The organism is Vibrio ordalii ATCC 33509 (assembly GCA_000257205.1).
Taxonomy (GTDB): Bacteria; Pseudomonadota; Gammaproteobacteria; order Enterobacterales; family Vibrionaceae; genus Vibrio; species Vibrio ordalii.
The window spans coordinates 1-20,517 of record AEZC01000168.1; the positions used below are offsets into that span (position 1 = coordinate 1).

At 45.3% G+C, this 20,517-nt stretch carries 21 protein-coding genes and 2 pseudogenes; 12 read left to right on the plus strand and 11 right to left on the minus strand.

What is annotated here, in order from left to right; all coding sequences use genetic code 11:
* Positions 1-253 precede the first annotated feature (253 nt).
* On the minus strand, positions 254-628 hold the full coding sequence (locus VOR_RS0111555; protein ID WP_010319862.1) for a hypothetical protein: 375 nt from the start codon (positions 626-628) through the stop codon (positions 254-256).
* A 221-nt stretch (positions 629-849) separates the two neighbouring features.
* Between VOR_RS0111555 and VOR_RS0111560 the strand changes: the two genes are divergently transcribed.
* Positions 850-1,179, plus strand: a complete 330-nt coding sequence (locus VOR_RS0111560) for a DUF2500 domain-containing protein (RefSeq protein ID WP_010319863.1) — start codon at positions 850-852, stop codon at positions 1,177-1,179.
* On the opposite strand, the gene VOR_RS0111565 is transcribed toward VOR_RS0111560, so the two are convergent.
* Positions 1,176-2,189, minus strand: a complete 1,014-nt coding sequence (locus VOR_RS0111565; protein WP_010319864.1) for an acyltransferase — start codon at positions 2,187-2,189, stop codon at positions 1,176-1,178. The two genes, VOR_RS0111560 and VOR_RS0111565, sit on opposite strands and share 4 nt — an antisense overlap.
* Before the next feature lie 223 nt (positions 2,190-2,412).
* Here VOR_RS0111565 and VOR_RS0111570 point away from each other — a divergent pair, with 223 nt between their 5' ends.
* The gene (locus tag VOR_RS0111570) at positions 2,413-2,883 is read left to right on the plus strand and encodes a Dps family protein (RefSeq protein ID WP_010319865.1); all 471 of its coding nucleotides are present in this window, start codon (positions 2,413-2,415) and stop codon (positions 2,881-2,883) included.
* 69 nt (positions 2,884-2,952) lie between these two features.
* Here the strand turns inward: VOR_RS0111570 and VOR_RS17920 are convergent.
* A pseudogene (locus tag VOR_RS17920) lies at positions 2,953-4,179 on the minus strand (EAL and HDOD domain-containing protein).
* A 17-nt stretch (positions 4,180-4,196) separates the two neighbouring features.
* Positions 4,197-4,310 (minus strand): annotated as a pseudogene (gene rhtB / locus VOR_RS18465) (homoserine/homoserine lactone efflux protein); the annotation flags it as partial.
* A gap of 74 nt (positions 4,311-4,384) precedes the next feature.
* Here rhtB and VOR_RS0111580 point away from each other — a divergent pair.
* The 4 genes from VOR_RS0111580 (at position 4,385) to VOR_RS0111600 (ending at position 8,185) form a co-directional block, all read left to right on the plus strand.
* On the plus strand, positions 4,385-5,383 hold the full coding sequence (locus VOR_RS0111580; RefSeq protein ID WP_010319868.1) for an alpha/beta fold hydrolase: 999 nt from the start codon (positions 4,385-4,387) through the stop codon (positions 5,381-5,383).
* Between the two features lie 150 nt (positions 5,384-5,533).
* A complete protein-coding gene (locus VOR_RS0111585; protein WP_010319869.1) occupies positions 5,534-6,361 on the plus strand; it encodes a Cof-type HAD-IIB family hydrolase in 828 nt (275 codons plus the stop codon).
* A gap of 189 nt (positions 6,362-6,550) precedes the next feature.
* Positions 6,551-7,579, plus strand: coding sequence for a COG3650 family protein (locus VOR_RS0111595; protein ID WP_010319870.1), 1,029 nt, complete (start codon positions 6,551-6,553; stop codon positions 7,577-7,579).
* Complete coding sequence (locus tag VOR_RS0111600; RefSeq protein ID WP_010319871.1) at positions 7,580-8,185, plus strand: tRNA-uridine aminocarboxypropyltransferase; 606 nt, start codon at positions 7,580-7,582, stop codon at positions 8,183-8,185.
* Here VOR_RS0111600 and yigB read toward each other — a convergent pair.
* Genes yigB through lptM form a run of 6 tightly spaced genes read right to left on the minus strand, consistent with a single transcriptional unit; the run spans position 8,171 to position 12,765 of the window.
* Positions 8,171-8,884, minus strand: coding sequence for a 5-amino-6-(5-phospho-D-ribitylamino)uracil phosphatase YigB (gene yigB / locus VOR_RS0111605; RefSeq protein WP_010319872.1), 714 nt, complete (start codon positions 8,882-8,884; stop codon positions 8,171-8,173). The two genes, VOR_RS0111600 and yigB, sit on opposite strands and share 15 nt — an antisense overlap.
* Before the next feature lie 3 nt (positions 8,885-8,887).
* On the minus strand, positions 8,888-9,820 hold the full coding sequence (xerC, locus tag VOR_RS0111610; protein ID WP_010319873.1) for a tyrosine recombinase XerC: 933 nt from the start codon (positions 9,818-9,820) through the stop codon (positions 8,888-8,890).
* Positions 9,792-10,496 (minus strand): DUF484 family protein, encoded by a 705-nt coding sequence (locus tag VOR_RS0111615; RefSeq protein ID WP_010319874.1) that lies wholly within the window; start codon positions 10,494-10,496, stop codon positions 9,792-9,794. Before VOR_RS0111615 ends, xerC begins: the two co-directional genes overlap by 29 nt.
* 24 nt (positions 10,497-10,520) lie before the next feature.
* Positions 10,521-11,351, minus strand: a complete 831-nt coding sequence (dapF, locus tag VOR_RS0111620; RefSeq protein ID WP_010319875.1) for a diaminopimelate epimerase — start codon at positions 11,349-11,351, stop codon at positions 10,521-10,523.
* An 11-nt stretch (positions 11,352-11,362) separates the two neighbouring features.
* A complete protein-coding gene (gene lysA, locus VOR_RS0111625; RefSeq protein ID WP_010319876.1) occupies positions 11,363-12,616 on the minus strand; it encodes a diaminopimelate decarboxylase in 1,254 nt (417 codons plus the stop codon).
* 29 nt (positions 12,617-12,645) lie between these two features.
* Positions 12,646-12,765 (minus strand): LPS translocon maturation chaperone LptM, encoded by a 120-nt coding sequence (lptM, locus tag VOR_RS19275; RefSeq protein WP_033197445.1) that lies wholly within the window; start codon positions 12,763-12,765, stop codon positions 12,646-12,648.
* Positions 12,766-12,840: 75 nt separating this feature from the next.
* Here lptM and cyaY point away from each other — a divergent pair, with 75 nt between their 5' ends.
* Positions 12,841-13,155 carry an iron donor protein CyaY gene (gene cyaY, locus VOR_RS0111635; protein ID WP_010319878.1) on the plus strand — a complete coding sequence of 105 codons (315 nt, stop codon included), beginning with the start codon at positions 12,841-12,843 and terminating at the stop codon, positions 13,153-13,155.
* Between the two features lie 44 nt (positions 13,156-13,199).
* Here the strand turns inward: cyaY and VOR_RS0111640 are convergent, their stop codons facing one another.
* The gene (locus tag VOR_RS0111640; protein ID WP_010319879.1) at positions 13,200-15,728 is read right to left on the minus strand and encodes a class I adenylate cyclase; all 2,529 of its coding nucleotides are present in this window, start codon (positions 15,726-15,728) and stop codon (positions 13,200-13,202) included.
* A gap of 350 nt (positions 15,729-16,078) precedes the next feature.
* Between VOR_RS0111640 and hemC the strand changes: the two genes are divergently transcribed.
* From hemC to VOR_RS18965, 5 genes are all read left to right on the plus strand, one after another.
* Positions 16,079-17,017 carry a hydroxymethylbilane synthase gene (hemC, locus tag VOR_RS0111645; RefSeq protein ID WP_010319880.1) on the plus strand — a complete coding sequence of 313 codons (939 nt, stop codon included), beginning with the start codon at positions 16,079-16,081 and terminating at the stop codon, positions 17,015-17,017.
* Positions 17,018-17,020: 3 nt separating this feature from the next.
* Positions 17,021-17,782, plus strand: coding sequence for a uroporphyrinogen-III synthase (locus tag VOR_RS0111650; protein WP_010319881.1), 762 nt, complete (start codon positions 17,021-17,023; stop codon positions 17,780-17,782).
* Entirely contained in the window at positions 17,766-18,947 is a 1,182-nt protein-coding gene (locus tag VOR_RS0111655) for a uroporphyrinogen-III C-methyltransferase (protein WP_010319882.1), read from the plus strand. Before VOR_RS0111650 ends, VOR_RS0111655 begins: the two co-directional genes overlap by 17 nt.
* A complete protein-coding gene (locus tag VOR_RS0111660; protein WP_010319883.1) occupies positions 18,947-20,128 on the plus strand; it encodes a heme biosynthesis protein HemY in 1,182 nt (393 codons plus the stop codon). The genes VOR_RS0111655 and VOR_RS0111660 overlap by 1 nt, the downstream gene beginning before the upstream one ends.
* Positions 20,129-20,268: 140 nt before the next feature.
* Positions 20,269-20,517, plus strand: a 249-nt coding sequence (locus VOR_RS18965; protein WP_434060505.1) for a helix-turn-helix domain-containing protein, incomplete at its 3' end; no start/stop codon positions are given.

The following is a 20,517-nucleotide window of genomic DNA, read 5'->3' on the forward strand; positions in this document are numbered from 1 at the left end:
ATGCTTCATCAAATTGAGGTTGATCAACTAAACAAAGTAGTGCTATTTTCATATTCATAGAATGAAACAACAGCATAAAGGAGCAGTGTTATGATTTCTTCATCTCAAAAACAGGGACTTGTAATGATCGCGGTTATCGTCGGCCTAATGACACTGCCAATGATGTACTAAGTATCTAATTCCCAATAAAAAAGAGGACACCTTGGTGTCCTCTTTTTTTATCTAACGATTGAGTAAAACGGCCTAATACCATTTATGGCATTGTGACGTGTTTCGATAGCGCTTCCCAATGAAGATAGTAAAAAAGCAGCGCCGCTAACGTGATTAAGGTCATTAATGAAATGGCTACGCGCCAAATAAAACGGCCGCTACGTGGGGTCAGTTCCTTCTCACACTCATCACACACGCAAAGGAATGCTTTGCGATCCTCTAGCTGATAGTTATCCTCATGAACAACTTTGTTACGAATAGTGGCAATGAACCTCAGTTTGCCCACCACATCATGTGGTAGACGCTCTTCACAACTGGTTACCAATTGATGTAACCCCTTCCCCTCAGCGTGATATTGCTCTCTCAACAAGCTTTCCAATCGACGCGTTCGCAACACTACCTTTTCAATCTCTGACATTATCGCCCTCCTTTGCCAACTGTTGGTGGCGCTCCATCTATTTTTATCATACTTCCCCACAAGATAGTTGAGCATTTTTGCTCGCTAATCTGCCGAGGAAATGTGATATCCGCCGGAAAAAAAACCGTCAAACCAATCAAACTCACGCTTTAGTAGCAAGCAACACTCCTTTGCCATATGTTGCACGCTAAAATGTCGCCTTCATCGCTAAGGAGTTCATCATGCCGTTTTCATTACTTATCGTTGTCGCTTTATTGGCTGTGTTTGCTATTTGGGTATTCAGCCTCTTCTACCGTCGCCATATGCAAGGCGAGAATGCTCCAGAACGTACCGCTAATGTCACCATTATCGACAAACAATCAATCACAATCCCTCACGCTCGCCCCGGTGAAGAGGATCAAGAATTCTGGATTTATGTACAAAAAGGCAAGCTTGGCCCAAAGCGGGAATTTCAAGTTGGCGTGCATTATTACCATGCACTTAACCCAGGCGACCAAGGAATGCTGACTTATTGCGGACTCAAGTTTCTACACTTTGCACTCAAGCGTTAAGGTAATAACCAACGTGTTTTTGCAGAGCGAGCAACCCATATACTCACTGCCAGTGATCCTGCGCCGCTCACCAGTATCCATAACGGGATCACCCATGCGGGATGCCCTTGATCCCACCCATACTCTTTTACAGGCCATAGAAAGATGGGATGTAATAAATAGATGCCTAAGCTGTGCTGGCTTATCAAACTGACTAATTGCTGAGCACGAACCGGCAATCTCTCAGCAAAATATCGACACACGATAAATATCATGCTGGCGGCTAAAACGACGTTCAGTGTTTTATAAGAGAGCCAGCGGCCAATCGTATACTCACCCGCTGCGACACTGTGGCTGACCACCATCCATACCGTCGTCAATAGTGCCAGACAGCCAAGCAGAATCGCCATACATAGCGTTACCCGGTTGAGTGGCGCCTTCTGATAGAGCAAGTAACCCAATGGCAGATAACCTGCAAATAACCATAGTTCATTACTCCAGGGGCCATCAATACCACACAAAAATAAGGTGGTCGTTAACAGCCATACTGCGACCAATGCATATAAGGTCTTGTCATCAACCCTTTGAACTAGCTGCTGTAAAAAAGGGATCACAAAATAGAGTGGGATAAAGTAATAAAAAAAACCTAAATGGTAATAGGTTGCGTGGTGCGTACTGTTACTCAGCACCGCCTTTGCAACTTGCCCATCAAATCCATTTGCACTCCAGCCGGACAAATAAGCATAGAAGAGTGACCAAACGATAAATGGCAGCAAAACTTTGCCAAGACGTCGCTGAACATAATAACGCGCATCAAAAGGGCGACGATCACTGAGCATTAAAGCTCCAGTGATCAATATAAAAACGGGCACAGCCCAGCGACTTACGCTGTTGATACCGACCGCAACCGCCCACGCATCAAAAGGAATGTCTCCAAGTTGTTGCCGATAAGGAGCCAACACATGAATAGCAATCACTGCCATAGCCGCCAAACAGCGCAATAAATCAAAAAAAACAACTCGTTTGGTCATAGGGTTTACTCACAGTGTTTTGGGATTTCTACTATAAGGTTGAAATCTGTGGTTATGTAATCAGCAGGTGATTTATCAGTAATGGATCACTCATTTCGTTATAATTAATAGTCAATGCCTATCAAATAAATCAATAAAAACGAATTTATTTTGTTCTCTTAGAGGTGCAATCTAATGCTTAACAAGAGAGATCACTTATTAAGTACAACAATGAGGTGAACAGATGACAACAAATTTGATCGGTTTAGATACCAACCAAAGCCAACAACTTGCACAAGCGTTAAACCAATTATTGGCTAACTACCAAGTGCTCTATATGAATACTCGTGGTTACCATTGGAATATCAAAGGAAAAGAGTTCTTTGAACTGCACGCAAAATTTGAAGAGATTTACACTGACATACAGGTCAAAATTGATGAGTTAGCGGAACGAGTTTTGACTTTAGGTTATCAACCCTTGCATAGCTTCAGCGCTTATTTAGCAACAGCACAAGTGTCAGAACACACTAACGTAACCAATGGCCAAGAAACCATGCAAGGGTTGGTTAAAGGCTTCAGTATTTTAATCCACCAGCAACGAGAAATTCTTCAAATTGCAGCGCAAGCAGGAGATGAAGGCACTTCAGCACTGATGAGTGACTACATCCGTGAACAAGAGAAATTAGTATGGATGCTGAATGCTTGGCTGCAATAAGCGCTACGCTTAAAAAATCCGCTACCAACAATGGCAGCGGATTTTTATGTGCGAATTAGAATTAGAGAATCATACCAAGCGATGAATATCTTGGCTCCAACGTTGGGCGGCCGACAGCTCATCACTCACTTGACTTACTTATAACCCCAATAAATCACAGTGATTTTCAACACCTTGCCAATCAGCTTGTTCAAAACACTCTTCCAATGCGAGCAATACACCAATCGGACCTTCACGCTTTTGCAGTGCCAACTTAACCACATCACACAAAGGCAACTGAGCCACTAACTCTTCAATTGAAATATCCAGTAAAGCATCTAACACAGAAAAGAGGCCAATTAAAAAAGCTTGCTCGCGATGTTGACGAAATGAAGGATGCCCGGACATTAATTGGCAAAATTGAGCTCGTTGCAAAGAGAGGTTATACAACTCTTTCGGCTTTTTGGCTGAGACAAATGAAGCAACGGCTAATGATACAAAGGTTTTGAGTTTATCTTGACCAAGATAAACCAAAGCTTGACGAAAAGAGGAAATCGGCACAGATAAGCGATCAGACATAGTGTTGACAAATCTGAGCAACTTATAGGAGAGAGCGACATCTTGCGCCACAATATATTCAATTCGCTCAAAATCAGCATTTGGCTTACAGACTTCTCGAAACAGCTCCAAAGCGATAATCTGTTCAGGCCCAACATAACGCTGCTTGATCATTTCTGGTTTACTAAAGAAATAGCCTTGGAAAAAGCTAAAACCGGCATTACGTGTCACAGTGAACTGGTGAGCGGTTTCAACTCGCTCCGCTAAATAGCGGCGCTTACTGCCTTCCGCTAAACGCTGACGAACAAACTCACACGCGTGATCTAAACCCAGCGCCATAATATCGAGCTTAACGATGTGCACATAACTCAGAAAGCGTTCCCATTCCGGCGTATAAACAAAGTCATCCAATGCCACCAGATAACCACGCCGATATAACTCTTTTACCGCCTCAAACAACTCATCGGTTGGTTCACAGGTTTCGAGCACTTCCACCACAATTTGTTCTCGCGGCAACGTTAAAGGCAAACGACGAATTAAACTCTTGTAGGGAAAATTAATAAAACAGCGTGATTTGGAAATATTGGGATTGATCCCCACCGCCAGAAAGTTTTCGACGATCAATCGATACGTGGCTCGATTCGACTCAATGTGCGCTGGAAACGCGTTTTTTTCCCCATCACGGAAGAGTAACTCATAACCAAGCGTATGTTGCTTGGCATTTAAAATCGGTTGTCGTGCAACATAAGAATAATGCATTAACGGTTAGTGTCTCATTTTGGTGTAGCGTAGATAGGGTCATAGCTGATGGAATTGACTGTACCTGAACCCGGCGCCAAACTAAACAGTATAGCGGTCACCACATAGGTAAGCCAAACATGAGTATCCATTGCAATTCCTCTAAACTAGACTAATCTAGCGTAAAAATGAACTGTTCCTCGAATCTGTCCAATAAGAATAATCCATGAATCAGACGAGTCCAAACTCCCCACCTTATACTCAAGAGTCTTTCTTTGAGCAAGTGATCAATACCACGATTGCCGATTTCTGGCACTCCAGAGAAGAAGGTTTTATCAAATCTGCTGATAAAACAAAACTTTATTGGTGCAAACTTACCTCGCCTCAACACTCAAAGGCGATCTTCGTCGTCAACGGGCGAATTGAATCTTGCTGGAAATATCAAGAGCTATTTTATGATTTTTTCCAACAAGGCTATGATATTTATTCTTTTGATCACCGTGGCCAAGGGCTTTCAGATCGATTAATCGACGATCCACAAATCGGCCATGTCGGTGAATTTGATGACTACATTTTAGACATGCAGCGTGTCATTGAGCACTTTGACTTAAGCCATTATGCACAACGTTTTCTCGTCGCTCACTCAATGGGCGGTGCCATTGCGACTCGGTATGTACAAACATACCCTCAACACCCATTTGCGGCTATGGTGCTCAGCGCGCCAATGTTTGGTGTCAACATGCCATGGCAATTACGTCCCATCGCCATGACACTGAGCCAAGTGCTAACGGCAATGTATACCAAACCAACCTATGCGCCAGGCTATCAAGCCTATTCTGCAAAGCCTTTTGAGATCAACCCATTAAGTCAAAGTCAGGTGCGTTACCAATGGTTTCTAGACCTGTACCAACGCAAACCCGAATTGCAAGTCGGCGGCCCTAGCACGCGCTGGGTATGGCAAGGACTCATGGCGGCAAAGCAGTGCCAACTGATGACTCGTCAAGTGAAGTTACCGACATTCATATTACAAGCAGGACAGGATAAAATTGTCAGTAATGCGGATCAAATTCGCTTTGTCACTAAGCTGGCGAAAACCAATCCATCTAGCAAGCTGGTCATCATTGAAGGAGCAAAGCATGAGCTCTTTTTTGAAAAGGATTGCTATCGAAACCAAGCACTTGATGAGCTATTTAAGCAATTCCAATCTCTTGAGAACACGGTTTAATCGCGGTGTTAGAACTGAGCAAATAGAGGAAATTTCAATTGAGAGTTTTACCCTCTTTTTCCTCTTTAAAATGGCGTAAACTAAGCCACACCAAAGTTTCTCCACCATCTGCGATCTGCAAACCAAATCGACCATGATAATGAGGGTTTTATGACCACCGAATGTAAAGAGCACGCGATTCATATCGTGGCGTCCGATCTCGACGGTACACTACTTGCGCCAAACCACCAATTGAGCGAATTCACCAAGCAAACGCTACAAGCGCTTCACCAAAAAGGCTTTACTTTCATCTTCGCTACTGGTCGCCATCACGTTGATGTGGCGGGTATTCGCCAGTTAGCGGGCATTCCAGCCTACATGATTACTTCCAATGGCGCGCGCGTTCACGATCAACATGACAACCTGATGTACAGTAAAAATGTACCGCAAGAATTGGTACAGCCCGTCATTGACGTGTTTAAGCAAAACCCTGATATTTTTGTTCACATCTATCAAGATGAATCGTGGTTATTGAATAAAGAAGATGAAACGCTGCGCGATTTCCACGAAGAATCCGGTTTTAGCTACCAAGTATTTGATGTCAATAACGCACCTACCGAGGGCGTCGCCAAAATATTCTTCACCCACCCAGCGCAAGATCATGAGTTATTAGCCCAATTTGAAGAACGCTTAAACGATGTTTTTGGCGACAAACTGAACGTCGCCTTCTCAACACCTTGGTGTTTGGAAGTGATGGCAGCAGAAGTGTCGAAAGGGGATGCGCTCAAAGCCGTTGCAGAATCATTAAACCTGACCCTAGATAACTGTATTGCGTTTGGCGATGGTATGAACGATGTGGAAATGCTGTCGATGGCTGGTAAAAGCTTGGTGATGGGCACATCGCATCAAAAAGTGTTCAATGCACTGCCGAATAACACCGTGATTGGTAGCAATGCAGAAGACGCCGTGGCTCACTATTTGCGTGAACATTTATTGTAACAGCAACCTGCAGTAACGAGCGGTCACAAAACACAGCGCCATTTGAGCGCTGTTTTTTTGTTCATAACAGCTTTGCGATTTATCTCTGATACTTGTCCGCGGGTTGTTAAATTCACACCCATCAGTTCAATTTGCCAGCGCCTTTGTGCCATAATCTAGCCTCGTTGCATTGCCCAAAAAGAGTCTGCTATGAAAGTGCTTCACTGTTCCGCGCTGTTATTGACCACATTAATGCTGCAAGCCTGTACGACACACAACGCATCACAGCCACCAGCCGTACCGATGGCGAGTTTGGATAAACCCAGTTCAATCAAAGCGCAATCCTTTATTATGCGTGGAGAAGTCGTGGTAGGTCATGAGGCGCAAACCTTTACACCTTGTGGTAGCAATCAACAATATTGGCTAGCACTGACGCCACAGCAGACTCAGCAAGCCTTGAGTTTGGCTCGCTCGCCCTATCAGCCTTTGTATGGTGAGCTCATCGGTACTTTATCAGCGCCAAGCCGCACAGGCTTCGATGCCGATTCCAGCGCACGTTTCAACGTGACCAGCATCAATATGCTCAGTGCTGAAAATCCTAAACGCTGCAATCAACCACTCAAATCGACACGCGCTTTTGGCAACGAACCGTCATGGTCCATTCACTTTGAAGGGAAAAACCTTAACTTTCAAACCATCAGCGGTGAAACTCAAACATTCGCTATCACAAAAAGTCAGCTATCTGAAACCAAGCGTGAGTACCAAATAAATCAAGGTTCGCTGCTCCTCACACAAAAAATGTGCAGTGACGGGATGAGTGACTCGCTGTACGGATGGAGCTCCACCTTAAAGGTGGGCGAAAAAAGCTATCAAGGGTGTGCCACTTTAGGTAATAGTGATGCGACGCTTCCATGGGTTGGGGCTTATTATGCTACTTCGACCCAAAATAGGGATTTCACGATTCGTTTGCAACTGAATGCGGATCATACCGCTAGCACTCATTATGACTACAACGATGGTCAGCCATCGACCGTCGAAAAGGGGTTTTGGCAACCATTAAACCTGAATCAGATCCAAGTTGTCATGACGCGCCACCAGCAACAATATCTGCTTTCCGAACGTATATTTACTCGCAATGGCCACCAACTGAAAGCAGAAAAAGAGAAGGTGGGCGATGTTCTCTACCCTATCGCCAATGGCGGTTTAACGTTATTTTCTGAAAATATCGAGACACCATAAGTGACCAGACCGTGCCCTTGCCCAGTTTGCCATTTTAGCTATCAATGCCTCTGTTCACTGCAACCAACACTGGATAGCCAACTGCGCATTGCACTACTGATGCATGAAAATGAACCGCATCGAGCGACCAATACTGGCAAGCTGCTGCTGCGTAGCTTGCCCAATTCCTCTGTGTACATCTGGGACCGAGTCTCTACGGCGAAATCATTACACAAGAGAATTCTGGATGAGAAGTTAAACGCGGTGGTTATTTTTCCTTCGACGCGCAGTCAATCGCTCACCGAATACCAATCTCTCTCAACGTCTGACACTCAAGAAATCGTGTTTATTATCCTGGATGGGACATGGCAAGAAGCCAAGAAGATACTCAATAAGAGCCCTTGGTTATCCGATTTACCGCAGCTACACCTCACCCCAAATCAAATCTCTCAGTATGGATTAAGGCGAAATCAAGATGCTGGTCATTTATGCACGTTAGAAGTGGGCATTGAGCTGCTCAACTCTCTCGGAGAAGCAAATAATGCGAGAGAGTTAAGCACGTTTTTCACTTACTATCTCAAGGCTTTTCAAGCGGATAAAAGCGGCCACGCCCTAAAGCTGCAGTAATGAATCCAGTTGATGGATTTCAATATCAGGTAAAACTTTGGCCTTACGACTGTCGAGCAAGGTTTGCCCTTGATCGTTATACCAACAGGCTTGGAAACCATTGCATTTTGCGCCTTGCACATCGGTTATCAGATGATCACCAACGTGTAAAATCGATGCTGCAGGTAGCTGTAATGCAGCCTGCGCTTTGTCAAAAAGATCCGGATACGGCTTAGCCAAGCCATCGGGACCCGCTTTAAAAATTTGTTGAAAATAATGCCCCAAGCCAATTTTGTGCGGGTCAACATTGCCGTTGGTAATCGCCACTAACGGCATGCGCTTTGCCAGTTCGGTCATCACGCGGTGCGTCTTCTCAGGCACCGTGATTAAGTGACGTAGCCGCAACACTTCGTCAATGGCACTCTGCGCAGCCTGTAAAGCAAGTTGCGGCGAATAGCCTAATTGAATTAAGCCTTGTTCTATCTGCTTAAATCGCCACTGAGTGACATCATGGCCGAGCAGTGGCTCTTGCAGCGCCAGTTGCTGTTTAAGTTGCTGCCACCAACTTATCGGACGCGTCGCGGAAAGCGGATGATGAGTGTGCAGCCACACGACCATTTGCTGCTCAATATGACGGATCACTGGATGGTTGTCATACAGCGTGTCGTCCAAATCAAAGCTCATCGCTTTAATGGGGCCGATATTGCGATAAAAGTGCATGCGTTACTCGCTCTGTTTCTTTTTACGTGCTCTTGGGTGCGCTTGGTCATAGGCCTGCGCAAGATGTTGAAAATCCAAATGCGTATAAATTTGCGTCGTCGAAATATTCTCATGACCCAGCAACTCTTGGACAGCACGTAAATTATTACTCGATTCAAGCATGTGAGTCGCAAAAGAGTGGCGCAGTTTATGTGGGCTAATATGGCTAGCCACCGCCTGCTTTTGCCCCCACTCGGCCATGCGTTTTTGTACGTTGCGATGCGAAATACGAACACCCAGCTTTGAAACAAATAAGCTTTGCTCATCAGCGTTCGCAAACTGCGTTCGTATTTTCAACCAATGCGCCACCCATTCTTTGGCTTGCCCTGCAAAAGGCACCTTACGTTCTTTATCCCCTTTACCCACCACTCGAATCTCGCCGCGGCTAAAGCTCAGGTCTTTTACGTTAATGCTGACGAGCTCCGCTAAACGCAACCCAGCACCATACATCAGTTCCATCATGGCGCGATCGCGCACTGACAGCGGATCATCATCCTTGACTTCGAGCAGTTGTGCGACTTCATCCACATCTAAGTTTTTCGGTAACGGACGTTTTTTACGCGGTGCTGCAACGCCTTTGGCCGGGTTAGCCGTCAGTTCACCACGCAAGATCAAGAAATCAAAAAAACTGCGCAATGAAGAGAGACGCGTCGCTAAACTGCTGGCTTTCATCCCTTCACGCATCCCTTTACTCGCCAGCTGTCGCACCCAAGCGGCATCGACTTGTTGCCATTGATTCAGCCCCATCTGCACTAAATGCTGCGCCATGGTTTCCAGCTGTTGTTTGTAATTGCGTTGGGTGTGCAAGCTCAACCCTTTCTCGCTCCGCAGATATTCATAGAAGCGAGTTAAGGGCTGCTGTAAGCCGTTAGGCAGAGGTGTGGCTGATTCGGTCATGCTCAATCGGTTGCCAAGGTAGAGTCTCAATTAAATGAGAGAGAACTAACGCCAAATGACGTAAAAAGAGGGTATCCATGCTCGGTTGAAAATGGCCACCATCTTCACTTGCAAACGCTAACACGCCTTGTGATGATCGCTTACCTAATGGTAAAACCACATACGAACCCATTTCTGGCGCAGCGGTTTGTTCACCAAATAACGCTTGGCGATCCAACTTTTTCATACGCCCTAAATAAGCATTTTTGCCATTAAAATGGTTAGTTGCAAAACGCTGCCATTGCTCTTGGGTCAATTGATAATCGGTTTCAGGCGAGGCCAGTAAACGGATATACGCGACCAAACCTAAGGTTTGGGCTTTGTTTTCTATTGTCTTGCATACTTGCGGCATTGAGTGGCATTTTAAGATTTGCTCTTGCAGATCCATAAATTCGTGGAAAGTGCGGTCATTATTGGCCGCTAATGACATAAAGGCTGTGATCTCTTCCTCTAACTCTTCAATTCTCTGACGCTGACGATTCAGTTGTACATGCACCAAAGAGACAGCACCTTGTTGAGGGTGAGGCAAGGAGAGCCTGTCAACCAGCTCTGAACGCTGGAGGAAAAAATCGGGGTGATCTCGTAAATATTCAGCCACAACTTCGGCTGTGAGTGCATCCGCTTCAACGTGTGACAAAACGATTCCTTATCTTACTTAACCCTAACAAGAGACTTGACCATCAAACACATGAGTCGCAGGGCCTGTCATATAGAGTGGCTTACCCGGCCCTTGCCAGTGGATCTCTAACGAGCCACCAGGTAAGTGTACTGTCACCTCTTCCGCCAATAAGCCTTGAAGAATACCAACGGCAACCGCGCCACACGCGCCACTGCCACACGCTTGAGTTTCACCCGCGCCACGTTCATAAACACGTAGCTTCACTTCATTGCGATTCAGCACTTGCATGAAGCCTGCGTTAACACGCTCTGGAAAACGCTCATGGGATTCAAGCAGTGGACCCAAAATTTCAACCTCAGCGGTTGTTACATCCTCCACCACTGTCACCACATGCGGATTGCCCATGCTCACCGCGCCGCAGAACAAGGTTTTCTCTTCAACGCGCATGATGTAGGTTTTCTCTGCCTGTTTGGCTCGAAATGGAATCTTATTAGGCTCAAATTCTGGTATGCCCATGTTGACGGTGATTTGATCGTCCTCTTCAACATTTAAAACCATTTTGCCTTTTTTAGTCGTGACTCCGATGCTGTACTTATTGGTCAGCCCTTTCATCCGCACAAATCGAGCAAAGCAACGTGCGCCGTTGCCACACTGTTCAACTTCACTACCATCAGCATTAAAAATACGGTAGTGAAAATCACTTTCCGGATCATACGGCGCTTCAACCACTAATAGCTGATCAAACCCCACGCCAGTATGACGATCCGCCAAGCGACGGATCAAATCAGGGGAGAAGAAGACGTTTTGTGTAATGCAATCAACGACCATGAAGTCATTACCCAAACCGTGCATTTTAGAAAAATGGAAATGCATAATGCTTCAATTTACTCCGGCAGAATACGCTCTAATGCCCATAGGCTCGATAGTGCTTCACGCTGACGAACAAGGTGGATTTGTGCACCATCCACCATCACTTCCGCCACGCGAGTACGTGTATTATAGTTCGAAGACATCACAAAACCGTAAGCTCCTGCTGAGCGAACCGCCAGTAGATCTCCCTCATCCAAGACCAATGAACGATCTTTACCCAAGAAGTCACCGGTTTCACAAACAGGCCCAACCAAGTCATAGGTTAGCGCTTCACCTTGGCGCGGCACAACAGGAACAATATCTTGCCAAGCTTGATAAAGCGCTGGACGCATCAAATCGTTCATCGCCGCATCAATAATGGCAAAGTTTTTGTGTTCGGTATGTTTGAGAAACTCTACTTTCGTCAACAACACGCCCGCGTTAGCCGCAATAGCACGTCCCGGTTCAAAAATCAGTTCGAGATCTTGATGGTTACTCAAACGCGCCAACAAGGCTTTGGCATAATCGGAAGGCTGCGGAGGTAACTCATCGCGATACACCACACCTAAACCACCACCAACATCCAAATGTTTAATGGTGATCCCTTCCTCTTTAAGCTGATCAATTAACGCAAGTAAGCGATCAGTTGCATCAATAAAAGGGGCAATGGCGGTCAGTTGAGAGCCAATGTGGCAATCAATACCGTGAATGCTGAGATTCTCTAGGCTTTGTGCCAAGCGATAAACATCCAGTGCACGGTCAAAAGCAATACCAAACTTATTGTCACGCAAACCGGTTGAAATATAAGGGTGGGTTTGTGCATCCACATCAGGGTTGATGCGCAGTGAAATCGGTGCCTTGACACCCAGCTCGCCAGCCACTTTATTTAAACGTGCTAATTCAGGCTCGGATTCAACGTTAAAGCATTTAATCTTGAGCTCCAACGCGCGTTTCATTTCCGCTTCCGTTTTACCGACGCCAGAAAATACAACTTTCGCCGGGTCACCCCCCGCCACCACAACACGCTCTAGTTCTCCTGCCGAAACAATATCAAAACCTGACCCTAAACGCGCCAAGGTGTTTAATACGCCTAAGTTTGAGTTAGCCTTCACCGCATAACACACCAGATGAGGGTGTTCGCCTACCGACTTATCGAAAGCATGCCAGTGACGCTCTAAAGTAGCGCGAGAATAGACATACAAAGGCGTGCCGTATTGCTCAGCCAACTCTGTTAATGCGACATTTTCAGCCCAAAGCTGACCATCGTCCTGATAATTGAAGTAATCCAAAATTCGTTTCCTTTAAGCTAAATCAATGACTATGGCTGAGGTTGTTCACTCTGCTCAGGCTCTGCTGGCATGTATAACGGCCCGGTTTGACCACACCCTGCTAAAGCAAGGAGTGACAACATAAAAAGTGCAGCGATTGATTTTTTCATTTTGCATGTCGTGATTATTGAGTCAATGCCCCCTATAATCGCACCACAATCAGGAAAAGCAATAGGATAGACAGGATGAACGATACTGAATTTCACCAACTTGTCGATGAGCAGCTAGAAATCATTGAACAAGCGATAGACGACGCAGGTGCCGACATTGATTACGAAACCTCAGGCAATGTGATGACGTTAGAATTTGATGACCGCAGCCAAATTATTATTAACCGCCAAGAGCCAATGCATGAAATTTGGCTGGCATCAAAGTCAGGCGGTTTCCATTTCAAACTGATCGACCAAAACTGGATTTGTTCAAAAACAGGGCTGGAATTGATTGCGATGGTGAAACAAGAATGTGAAAAACACGCTGGCGAAACGATCGACTGGGTGTAAAGCAACAACGCCAAGTGACAGATGTGTGACTTGGCGCTACCGAACTAAGCGTTGACCGCTTTTGAAGGACGAGAATAGAGCGCGGAATCGTTACGATAAGGGACAATATAACTCTCCCCTTCTTCTGGGTGGACGATTTGATAATACTGCGGCAGATTGAAGTTAATAAGTTTAGCGGAGAGTGGGTTACCGTCGCGCACTGAGGTATAAAAGCTGTTGACGTTGGTGATCATCTCATCTTTTTCGCCGCTGAACTGGTGATAGACTTCAATTTGGTTCGACTCATCCAACACATAAATGTTGAAGCCTTTATCGGTATCTTCAAAGAAAAACTGCACCAAGCCTTCACTAGCAAAACCATCGACGATTTCCGGCAGTTGATAATCTTGATCGCGATCGAGCATTAACAGCGGTGAACCTTTCAATTTGTTGGTTGAAATACTGCGGTAAAAATCTACCGAGTTTTCCAACTTCTGTACCGAAACCCCTCGCCGCTCAAAAAACAGGCCATACATTTGATCGCCAATGCGTAACGCTTTAAAACGGCGACGTTTCTCTTGCTCTACCTGTTTCAAACGCAAATCGATACATTCCGCCAGCAACTGGTACACCATGTTGCGCATCACGCCACGCAGACTTTTGCTGTAACAAAATACATCGACAGACTCTGGCGGTAGCGCATCTTGGTGCATTTTGCCCAGCACGGTTTTCAACGCGTCGAGCATCGCCGTTTCGCCAGTAAAATGGAGAGTCCGTACTTCATGCCACGAGTTGCGATACACTAAATCGACACTACCGACTAAGCTTCTTTGCTCAGATCCGAAACTGAAAATATCTATATTTTTCAAATCAATTTTGAGCGATTTACCGCTTAATTCCGCGGTAGGATCATTTTCAAAGTTGATGAACATCGCCAGTTGGCTGATTTCACAAGGGCTCGCTAAGGCCTGCATGGTCGGCCGCCGCTTACGCAACGAGAAGGTATTACGCAAATCGCTAACCATTTGATAGAACTTATCAATATCCAACTGTGCGTCACGTACTACTGAATGCAAATGAGTTGATTCCGTGATCAAACCATTAAAGAAGGCCCAAGAAACCAGCTTACTGAGGTATTCATTATGCTCAAGGAAAGGTTGGCCAATCATACGATGGGCAACCAGAGGCTGCTTATACAGATACCAGCCTGCCTTATTGGTTCGCCCTTCTCGAACTTGAATGAACGAGAGATCCGGCTCGTGCAGATCTGGCGAGATTTGTGGATTAAGTAGTGTGACTTTACCCGGCAACACCTCAAACACCGCATACAACTTACGTGCGAGGATTGAAATATCTTGTGGGCTAATGGCCGAGGTGATGTCATTACGGCGTGCAAACTGGATCAGGTTTCGATAGCTCAGCATCAACGCATCTAACAACGCATGATGGACAACTTTAACTTGTTCGACTTTCCAATTACGGCGATTGTCTAATTCTTGAACAACAGATTCCGACCAATTCCATTGCTGAATCATGTGGCTTAATGCTTCTCGACGCCATGCCACTGAGCCTAAGCTCGGCTCACGGGATAACTTTTCATGCGTTTTGAGATAAAAACAACGACGCACCAGATCAAGACGGGCAGAATCACCAATGCGTTCAAGGTAACGCGTCACTTTTTCAAGCATCAAATAGTAAGCATCCATACTGTACAAATCAGGTTCATGAGTAAAAAACCGTCGTTTGGTATCAATGCTTAATAATTGCGTGTGTGGGTACTCCCACGAATACGCCTCAAGCAGAATCGCTTTTAACACTGACTTGTAAGGCGAGTCGATGCTTTTATAAAGCTGCCAAAGGTTTGCGCCGAAATACTCTTCGGCAGGAATGCGGTTCAATTTACCAAAATCGATCCATTCACTGCAATTGATGTAATCATTGCTGCACAATTCGTGCACATATTCGTCGTAGCACTCTTCCATTTCAGGAGGCACAATTTGCCACAGTAAACGCTTACCTGCCAACCGAACAGCAGAGCGATAGAACTCGTCTAATAGCAGAAGATGTTGCGATGAACCGCAGTTTTCGCCTGTCATCTGCTCAGAATGATTACTGCGAAAACGTAGCTCATCCATCAAGAAAAAGTTAGCTTCCACCCCTTGGCTCTTTGCCCAATCAGTGATCAACAAACATTTGTTGCTTAAGCTTTCCCGCTCATCACAGCTCATACTCGATGCTACACATACCCAAATATCTAAGTCACTCGAGGTGCTTTGACCGATCGACGAGGTACTGCCCATGGTATACAGAGCAAGAATTGCGGGGGTGTCTGCAGTCGGTAAGGGTTGACCTAAAGTGAGTTCTGTATCTTCAACCAGCTGACGTTGGATGTCGTCAGGCTCAAAACCATAGACACCATAAGGGACTTTTGCATCGTAGTAGCCGGGAATAATCGGGTGATTGAAGTGCAGTAATTCAGGAATGAAATGAAATACACGTTGACTTTGCAAATCCATAAGCGCCAGCGCACGCTCGGTACGTTGCTGGTTGAGATTGTCTAATCGTTGAATTAACGTCTTGGTGTAAGCCTGCAAGGTTGATTCCTTGGTTGAAACATTAACACGCGCTTTGATTATATTTTATTCTAAAGCACCAAAAAAACGTGATCAATCTAACATTTTCTTTCCATTTGGTAAAGCCCTCTCGATGCATATCACACTCAGGCAGAGCATGCCTACAATGCACTCCAACGACCTTGGCTATAGTGTCGTAGCTATTTACACTTTGTCGTAATAGCTCATTATATAAACGAGATATAAATCACACAATTTTGACCAATTTATGCTATCTCTTCATCAATCCTTCACAGCGACGATCTAGTAGTAAACCTTTCATAGCGGGAATGATAGGATTAAACCATCCATTACCTACACTCGGGATTATCATGACTCACGCAACACCCATTCGAATCGCCACACGTAAAAGCCCGCTCGCCCTTTGGCAAGCTTATTATGTTAAAGATGCGCTGCAAGCGGCTCATCCTGGCCTAGAAGTGGAATTAGTGACCATGGTAACCAAAGGTGACGTCATTTTAGATACGCCTTTAGCTAAAGTGGGTGGTAAGGGGCTTTTTGTCAAAGAGTTGGAAGTCGCTATGCTTGAAGGCCGTGCCGATTTAGCAGTGCATTCAATGAAAGATGTTCCCGTCGATTTCCCTCAAGGGCTTGGACTAGTGACGATTTGTGAACGCGAAGATCCACGTGATGCTTTCGTTTCAAACACCTATCAAAGCATTGAACAACTGCCTCAAGGTGCCATCGTCGGCACCTGCAGCCTGCGTCGCCAATGCCAACTCAAAGCATATCGACCAGACCTTGTGATTAAAGAATTACGTGGCAATGTCGGTACGCGTCTTGGAAAACTCGACGCAGGTGAATACGATGCGATTATTCTCGCCGCAGCAGGTTTAAAACGTTTGAAGCTTGAAGAACGCATTCGCAGCATTATTGAGCCAGAACAGTCGCTGCCTGCAGTAGGGCAAGGTGCAGTCGGGATTGAATGCCGTTTAGATGACGAACGTTTAAGAGCATTGCTTGCGCCACTCAACCATTCTGACACGGCTGATCGCGTGAAATGTGAACGAGCCATGAACCTAACATTAGAAGGCGGCTGCCAAGTACCTATCGGTAGCTACGCATTGCTCGATGGTGATCATATTTGGCTAAGAGCATTAGTCGGTGATCCTGATGGCTCTAAGATTGTGCAAGGTGAGATTCGCGGCCACCGCTCCGATGCCGAGCAACTAGGAATCACGCTTGCCCATCAATTGCTCAATGATGGAGCGCGAGATATTCTGTCCAAACTCTATTGCGAGCACGAATAAAGCATGACGGTGTTGGTCACTCGCCCCGAAAATCAAGGGATTGAACTTTGCCAACAATTAGCGAATCTCGGCATTCGCTCCGTTCACCATCCGCTAATTCAGATTAATGCGGGAACCGATCTCCCGCATTTACTCCCAGAACTTCAGCAATGCGACATTATTATTGCGGTTAGCCAAAACGCGGTGACGTTTAGCCATCAATTTTTGCAAGATCACCGATATTTTTGGCCAAATGACGCCAGATACCTTGCCGTTGGTCAAAAAACCGCACATGTTTTCAGCAAATTGAGCCAACAAAAAGTACACTATCCGCAGATAAGTGACAGTGAACACTTGCTTACCCTACCACAGCTGCAATCAATATCGGGCCTTAAGGTAATGATTTTGCGTGGTAATGGCGGACGTGAGCTCATCCACGACAGCTTAATCGAGCGTGGTGCTGATGTGGTATATAAGGAAGTGTATCGACGCGATACGATCACCTTCTGTGCCGCTGAATCGATATCTCTGTGGCAGCAACAGCAAGTCACTCAGTTAGTTGTCACCAGCTCAGGTCAACTCAATTTTATGATGGATCAATTCTCTGATTCACAACGACTCTGGCTGCTAAATTTAGCTCTTTTTGTCCCAAGCGAGCGAATTCGACAAGAGGCGCTGCACATGGGATTTGGGTGCGTCACGAACGTGGGAAGCGCCTCCAATACAGAACTAGCGGCTAGTATTAGCCAATCTAGACAGGACTCTAAGCATGACAAGCAAAAATAATAACCCGCATATTGAACCTGAAAAAGCAGCCACACCTCCTCTGGTTACAGAAAAAGACGCAACGGATAACCTTGATTCACCAAAAAGTTACGTGCAGGATCCCACGTCTCAGCCTGAAGAAAAGAGTGATAAACAAGCAAAGCGCAGCATTAAACTTTCTGTTATTGCAATTAGCCTATCCATCATTTTCAGTGGTGGCATGGCTTATCAAATGCAGCAAAAAGACGCCTTTTACCAAGCCAAAATCAACGCATTGCAGACTCAATTAACACAAACCCAAAGTCAGCTCGCCGCTGAAATCAATCAAATAAAGCAAGAAACACAAACCAAAGCGGACCAACTCACTCACAAAACTGACGTAGCCTTGAATCAACAGCAAAAAAGTATCGACAGCTTGCAACTAGCGATATCTGATATCAAAGGCCGCCGTCCCAACGACTGGCTACTAGCAGAAGCAGACTACTTAGTAAAACTGGCAGGACGTAAACTTTTTCTAGAACATGACATCGTCAGCGCGACCAAGCTAATGGAAAGCGCTGATCAGCGTATTGCTGCGCTGAATGACCCAAGCTTAGTTCCGCTACGCAAAGCCATGGCACGTGACATTACTCAGCTCAAAATCATCCCATTGATTGATCGTGAAGGGCTAGTGTTACGCTTAACAACCTTACAGCAACAAGTTGACACTCTACCGCTGGCCAATGCCATGTTGCCTGAAACTCAGCAGCAATCAGCGCCCCAAGTTTCCGAAAATATTAACGACTGGCAAAATAATCTCGTTAACTCATTGAAAGACTTCTCGGAGAACTTCATTACCTTCCGCACTCGAGAGGGTAATGCCATTCCGCTACTGTCACCTGAACAGCACTTCTATCTAAAAGAAAATCTCAAAGCAAAATTAGAAACCGCCATCAAAGCCGTATACGCAGAACAACAAGAGATTTATACAACGGCACTGAGCACAGCAGATAAATGGTCAGCCAGCTTCTTTAATTCCGATGATCAGAGTGTGCAGCAGTTTAATCACGCGCTATTGCGGCTCAGTAAACAAAATATACAAGTGCAATATCCAGTTAAACTTGAAACTCAGCACGAACTCGCTGATGTCATCACTGAACGCCTACGCCGTGAAGTCTCTCCAATGAGCGTTACGGAGGATAAGTAATGTTTAGAGTCATCTTTCTTTTTGTAGTATTAGGGGCCGGTTTATTTGTCGGAACCCAATACGCTGGCCAGCAAGGTTATATTCTTATCTCTATAGCTAATAGAACAATAGAGATGAGCGTAACCACCTTAGTGATCTTTGTGATTGCACTCCTCTCTGGATTATTTAGCTTAGAATATCTCCTCAAAAAAGCATTCTACGCCAGTTCAAACACATTAAACTGGTTCAGCGTACGTAAGTTAAAGCGCTCTCGCCGTTATACCAATGAAGGTATCATTAAACTTCTAGAGGGAGACTGGAAGCAGGCAGAAAAGAAAGTCACTCGCTGGGCGAACCACCATGATATGCCGCTGCTCTGCTATCTTGTTGCATCGGAAGCCGCGCAGGGAATGGGCGACAGAGCAAAACGAGATTATTATTTAGATCTCGCGAGTCAGCAAAGTAATGCAGGTCTAGCTGTTGAATTAACTCGTGCCAAACAACAAGTACGAGAAGGAGAGTTTGAGCAGGCGCTAAGCACTCTATCAGCCTTACAAGCCACTCATCCGAATAACACCATCGTGCTCAACTTACTCAAGACAACATACGTACACCTAGAACAGTGGCAACCGCTGCTTGAGCTTTTACCTAAGCTCCAAAAAGCAAAACAGATCAATGCGGACGAGAGCCAACAACTGAACAAAAAAACACAATGCGGTTTACTAAAAAACGTGGCCCAGCAGCAAGGTAGCGAAGGCTTAATCAATCATTGGGACAAGCTCCCAAGGAAAACCAAAAACGACGTCATTTTAACTCAATGCTTCATCGAGCAGTTAATCCAACGAAAAGCAGACTCGGAAGCATTTACCATCATTAAAGAAACATTGAAAAAACACCCAATGCCAGCACTGTATTCATTATTGGCAGAGCTCAATTTACCAGATAGATACCCAGCAATTTTATTGTTACAAGAAGCCATTCGTAAGGATAGTAGTAACGCCGAAGCACACAGCGCACTGGCTCAATTGCATATGAGAGAGCAAAAATGGGCTGAGGCGCAAAGCCATTTGGAAAAAGCGTTATCGCTCCGTGCCAATGTATCTGATTACGCTTATCTTGCCGATAGCCTTGAAAAACAAAACTACCCTAAAGCCGCCGCAGAAGTCTCACGTAAGGCTCTGACCATGATAGAGCATGTTTAAATGGCAATCTAAGCACATAGTACCAGCCTAAATAAAAATATGAACTAATTGAGGGCATTCAACGATAGAACTTATTCGCTATGGACAGCCTCAATAATATCGACTTTAAAAAGCTCGCAAGCCAGCAGAAATCTATTCAGATGAAAATGAGACTGCTGGCCCTCGCTCATTTCAAAGATGGACACTCTCGCACCAAAATCGCCAAGTTTCTTAATGTCAGCCGAACCAGTGTTAATAAGTGGGTTCAAACTTTTCTTGAGAAAGGATTAGAAGCCAATCAGTTTTTTGCGGATTACGAAGACATTGTCTCCAAAGTATGTCGGGCTTGGAATAGTTTTTTGGAATGCTCGACCAGAGTCAGACAGATGTGTTCGAGAAGGTGGATAGAG